Origin of the sequence: Streptomyces sp. NPDC048434 (assembly GCF_043200375.1) — a bacterium.
Classification (GTDB): Bacteria; Actinomycetota; Actinomycetes; order Streptomycetales; family Streptomycetaceae; genus Streptomyces.
This window is the reverse complement of record NZ_JBICXQ010000072.1, coordinates 1-4,541: the sequence shown is the minus strand read 5'-3', so window position 1 is coordinate 4,541 and position 4,541 is coordinate 1. Positions and strand designations below refer to the sequence as shown.

The 4,541-nt window shown below is 67.5% G+C and carries 5 protein-coding genes; all 5 read right to left on the bottom strand.

The features are described 5' to 3' along the window. A partial coding sequence (locus tag ACGFWI_RS38755) for a molybdopterin oxidoreductase family protein (RefSeq protein WP_393910766.1) occupies nt 1-2,227 on the bottom strand: 2,227 nt, incomplete at its 3' end. Between the two features lie 92 nt (nt 2,228-2,319). Further along, nucleotides 2,320-2,811 carry a hypothetical protein gene (locus ACGFWI_RS38750; RefSeq protein WP_393910765.1) on the bottom strand — a complete coding sequence of 164 codons (492 nt, stop codon included), beginning with the start codon at nt 2,809-2,811 and terminating at the stop codon, nt 2,320-2,322. A 55-nt stretch (nt 2,812-2,866) separates the two neighbouring features. Continuing rightward, nucleotides 2,867-3,424, bottom strand: coding sequence for a hypothetical protein (locus ACGFWI_RS38745; RefSeq protein ID WP_393910764.1), 558 nt, complete (start codon nt 3,422-3,424; stop codon nt 2,867-2,869). Between the two features lie 135 nt (nt 3,425-3,559). Next, nucleotides 3,560-3,715 carry a DUF6131 family protein gene (locus ACGFWI_RS38740; RefSeq protein ID WP_393910763.1) on the bottom strand — a complete coding sequence of 52 codons (156 nt, stop codon included), beginning with the start codon at nt 3,713-3,715 and terminating at the stop codon, nt 3,560-3,562. Nucleotides 3,716-3,878: 163 nt separating this feature from the next. Continuing rightward, a partial coding sequence (locus ACGFWI_RS38735) for a SigB/SigF/SigG family RNA polymerase sigma factor (RefSeq protein WP_393910762.1) occupies nt 3,879-4,541 on the bottom strand: 663 nt, incomplete at its 5' end.

Below are 4,541 nucleotides of genomic sequence, written 5' to 3'. Positions count from 1 at the left end.
CGGGACCGCTGCCGTGGGGGGTGTCCCAGTATCCGTAGTGGAAGGGCACGAAGAGCATGCCGTCGCGGATGTGGGTGATCCGGAGCCTGCCGCGTACGGAGCCCTGGGGCGTGGCGGCCTCGACCATGTCGCCCTCCTCCAACCCGTGTCGGGCCGCCTCGGCCGGGGAGAGTTCGATCCACACGTCGGGGGCTGCGGCGTTCAACTGGGGGACGCGTCCGGTCTTCGTGCGGGTGTGGAAGTGGTAGAGAGTACGTCCGGTGGTGAGTTGAAGGGGGTACTCGGGGGACGGGGATTCGTGCGGCGGAAGGTATTCGGCCGCCTTGATCATCGCCTTTCCCTGCGGATTCGCCCCTTGGTACTCGATCCGGGAAGAGGCGGCTCCCGTGACGACGTCCTTTCCGTAGCTTTCGCACAGCGCGACGTCGGCCCACATGAACCCCTCGGTGTAAAGGCGTTCCGTTCCTCCGGGCGCGGAGGCCGTGCAGGGCCACTGGATGCCGCCGGCCTGCCGAAGTCGCTCATAGGTGAGGCCGGTGTAGTCGCAGGGCCGTCCGGCGCTGCACTTCTTCCACGCTTCGAAGGTGGATTCGGGGTCGTGCCAGGACACGAGTGGCCCTCCCTCCCGGTCGTGAAATTCCATGCGCCGGGCGTAGTCGAGAAAGATGTCGAGGTCGGCGCGCGCCCGGCCGGGCGGCTCGATGGCTTTCTCAGACAGATGGACAGTGCGGTCGGCGTTGGTGCAGGTGCCGGTCTTCTCTGCCCACGTCGCCGCAGGGAGCACCACATCGGCGAGCTGCGCGGTCTCGGTCAGGAAAATGTCCTGGACGACGGTGAAGAGACCCTCGTCCCTCAAAAGGGCACGGATACGGGCGAGTTCGGGCAGGGAGACGGCCGGGTTGGTTCCGCTGATCCAGAGCATCCTCAGCGATCCCTGTTCGGCGTAGCGGAACATCTGCATGGCATGCGTGGGCGGAGCGAAATGCGGAATGGTGGCAGGGTCGACGTTCCACACCCGGGCGAGTTCGGCGACGTGGTCGTCGTTCTGCCAGTTGCGGAAGCCCGGCAGATCTCCGTTGGCACCGCACTCCCGGGTGTTCTGCGCCGTGGGCTGGCCGTTCATCTGCAGCACTCCCGCGCCCGGTCGGCCGATCATGCCGCGCACCAGGTGCAGATTGTTGACCTGTACCGCGGCGGCGGTCGCCTGGTGGGACTGGTAGAAGCCCTGGAGCACCGTGGACACCAGCCGGCGTGCTGTGCCGAGGATCTCCGCAGCTTCCCGGATCGATTCGGCAGGCACGTCGCAGATGTCTGACGCCCAGTGCGGCGTGCACTCGGCCACGCACTGCTTCAGTTCGTCGAACCCCGTGGTGTGGGCCCGGACGTATTCTTCGTCGATCCGGCCGGTGCGGATGATTTCGTGGAGCAGCGCGTTCATCAGGGCGACGTTGGTGCCTGCCCGGGGCGCGAGGTGCACGGTCGCCCGGAGGGCGGAAGGCGTGGGCCGCGGGTCCACGCAGACCAGCTTCGGCGGCTGCCGCCCGGCCAGCCGGTCCAGTACACGCATCCACAGCACGGGCTGGGTCTCCGCCATGTTGTGCCCGAAGAGGGCGAGGGTGTCGGCGTGGTCGAGATCCGAGTAAGAGCCCGGCTGGCCGTCCGAGCCAAAGCTCTGCTTGAGCGCCTCGGCGGCGGTAGAGGTACAAAGGCGGGTGTTGCCGTCCAGATGGTTAGTGCCGACCCCGGCCCGTGCGATGACCGCGAGGGTGTAGTACTCCTCAAGGAACAACTGGCCGGTGGTGTAGAAGCCGATCGAGCCGGGACCGCACTCCGTCAGCAGGTGTTGCGACCGGTCGACGATCCGTCCCATGGCGGTAGGCCAGTCCGTCTCGGTCAGTCGGCCCGCCTCCCGCACCAGCGGCCGGGTGAGCCGGTCGGGAGCGGCATTCGCCTGCCAGCCGAAGAGGTCCTTGGGCCCGAGACGTCCTCGGTTGACCCTGTCATAGGGCCGGCCCCGCACCCCCAGGATCCGGCCCGCGCCGACCGCCACGTCCATCGCATCCCCGTTGGAGTGCAGAAGCGAGGTTGTAGGGACCCACCGCTCGACATCGGGCTCGGCCACACCGTCCGCGAGCTGAGTATCCACCCGGGCCGGCCACTCCTCCCCCAGCCCGAACGGGGTACGCGTCCCCCAGGGCTCTGCGATGCGATCGGGTGCTGGTGCCACCTCACACCTCCCTCGTGCTGCCGAGCATCAGGCCGAAATAGCTACTTCTCTTGTAGCAGGCGGGCGCTGGGAGGCGACCCTGGGGAGCGCGGTCAGGTGTTGAGCAGGCGGTTGAAGAATGAGCGGTATCGCTGGAGGGCGACGCGCAGTTCCTCCGTCGCCACTTCCTCACCGCGGTGCCACTGACCTTCGAGTCCTTGCTTGTGTTCGGAGAAGGTCGTTGCCAGTGCCTGCATGACCTCGGCGACCAGCGTGTCCGCCGCACCAACCGCCTCGCGGGGATCATCGACGAACTCGCTCTGGATCCGCTGCCACCGGCTGCGGAACTCCTCCTGCTCGGGCCCGAGCAGCGGCGCGTCCGGCTCCTGGACCTCGGCTTCCCGGTTGCTGTCCGGTGAGGCGTCCCGGCCTTCGTCTCGGGGCGTGGAGCCCCCCCGGTCTGCGGCTGTGGCCTCGCCCGGGAAGGTTGGTGGCGCCTCGGGCTGGGGCTCCTGGGTAGCGCCGCCCATGTGCTGTCGCGTGCCTGCCAGGTCTTCGGTGGACGGGCCGTCCGCTCCCGGCTCGGATATGTCTCTGCGCTCCATCTTTCCGCCTCCGTTTCCGTCCAGACCGTGCCTTGCCTGCCGGTGTCGCACGGGCTCACGAACCGCTCTGCCGTGGTTTCTGGCCGTTGTGCAGCAGTTCCGTGAACAGCGCGCGGTAGTGGACCATCGCGCCCCGCAGTTCCTCCGTCGTTGCCTCGTGCCGCGTACTGCGCCCATTGACCTCGTGGGCGGCCCTGTAGTGCTCCAGGGTGCGCCCGTGCTCCACCGACAGGTCACTCAGCTGCTGGTCAAGCCCTTCGGTGGGGTACCCGCGGTCGCTCATGAGTGAGGTCACCAGCCGGTCGGCGTCATGGACCGCGTCCTCGGGCTGGTCGACGAAGCGTTCCTGCACCTGGCCCCATTCATGGGCGTACCGGTCCCGGGCAGATGCTGGCAGCTCCTTGATGTGCAGCGCGTCGTGGCGCTGCTCGCGTGCACGCAGATCGCGCTCAGCCGCCCTGCGGCTGCCTTTGGCCTCCACGGTCCGCTCGTACTCCGGTCCGAACCGTGCTTGCAGCCGGCGACGACGCATGATCACCGATGCCGCCAGCGCGCACACCAGAAGCACGACCACGATCGGCACGATGATGGCTATGAGTGTCCCAGTGGACATCGGGTCCTCCGCTTGCAGTTGCTGACGCGAAAAGCAGATCAATTCCAGGTGAGCGGGTGAATCTAAGCGGCGCGGATGGCATGTAGCTGGTCTTCGGCAGGTTCTGCCTCGACTGCCGCCGACAGCTGGATGCCGTTACCAGTAGTGCTTTCGTCCCGCGACGGCGTGCCCCATCGTGCCCAGAAGCCACAGAATCGCGCCGATGGCCACGAGCACGATGCCGATGGTCCACAGGATGGACAGGCCCGTCACGAATCCGACGACCAGAAGAATGATGCCGAGAACGACCATGACCAGCTCCGATCTCGCATAAGTGTTCTTTTTTACTTTGATCCCGGACCGCGGCAACGGCAACTGGTGCTGTCGTCACCACCAGGGAGGCGCACCACCGTGACGCCGGGCGCAATGGGCTCGGGAGCCAACTGCCGCACACCCGTCACGCCGCCGGGTAGCTTCACGCTGCAGCGAGAAGACCCTCACGCAGCTTTCCGCAGATGCGGGTCAGCAGGCGGGAGACGTGCATCTGGGAGAGGCCGAGCTCCTCGCCGATTTCGGCCTGCGTCATTTCGCCGCCGAAGCGCAGCTGGAGGAGGGTGCGCTCGCGGTCGTCGAGCTTGGCCAGGTGCGGCTTGAGGGCATGGATGTCCTCGGCCAGGGCGAGGGCAGGGTCCTCGGTTCCGATGAGGTCGGCGACGAAGCCGGTCTGCTGCTTGCCGCCACCGCCGGCCTGGATCGGCCGGTCGATGGAGTCGCTGTCGTAGCCGTTGCAGGCCACCAGCCCCTCCGCCACCTCCTCCTCCGCCATGTCCAGGTGGTCGGCGAGGTCGGTGACGGACGGCTCGTGGCTGCCCTCCCCCTCCAGCTCCTCCCGGGCCCGGGCCAGGTCGATCCGGAGCTCCTGCAGGCGCCGCGGCACATGCACCGACCAGGTGGTGTCGCGGAAGAACCGCTTGATCTCGCCCTGGATGTACGGGACGGCGAGCGTGGTGAACTCCACGTCGCGAGAGACGTCATAGCGGTCGATCGCCTTGATCAGACCAATCGTCCCGACCTGCAGGACGTCCTCCATGGACTCCTTGCGGCTGGAGAAGCGCCGGGCGACATAGCGCACCAGGGA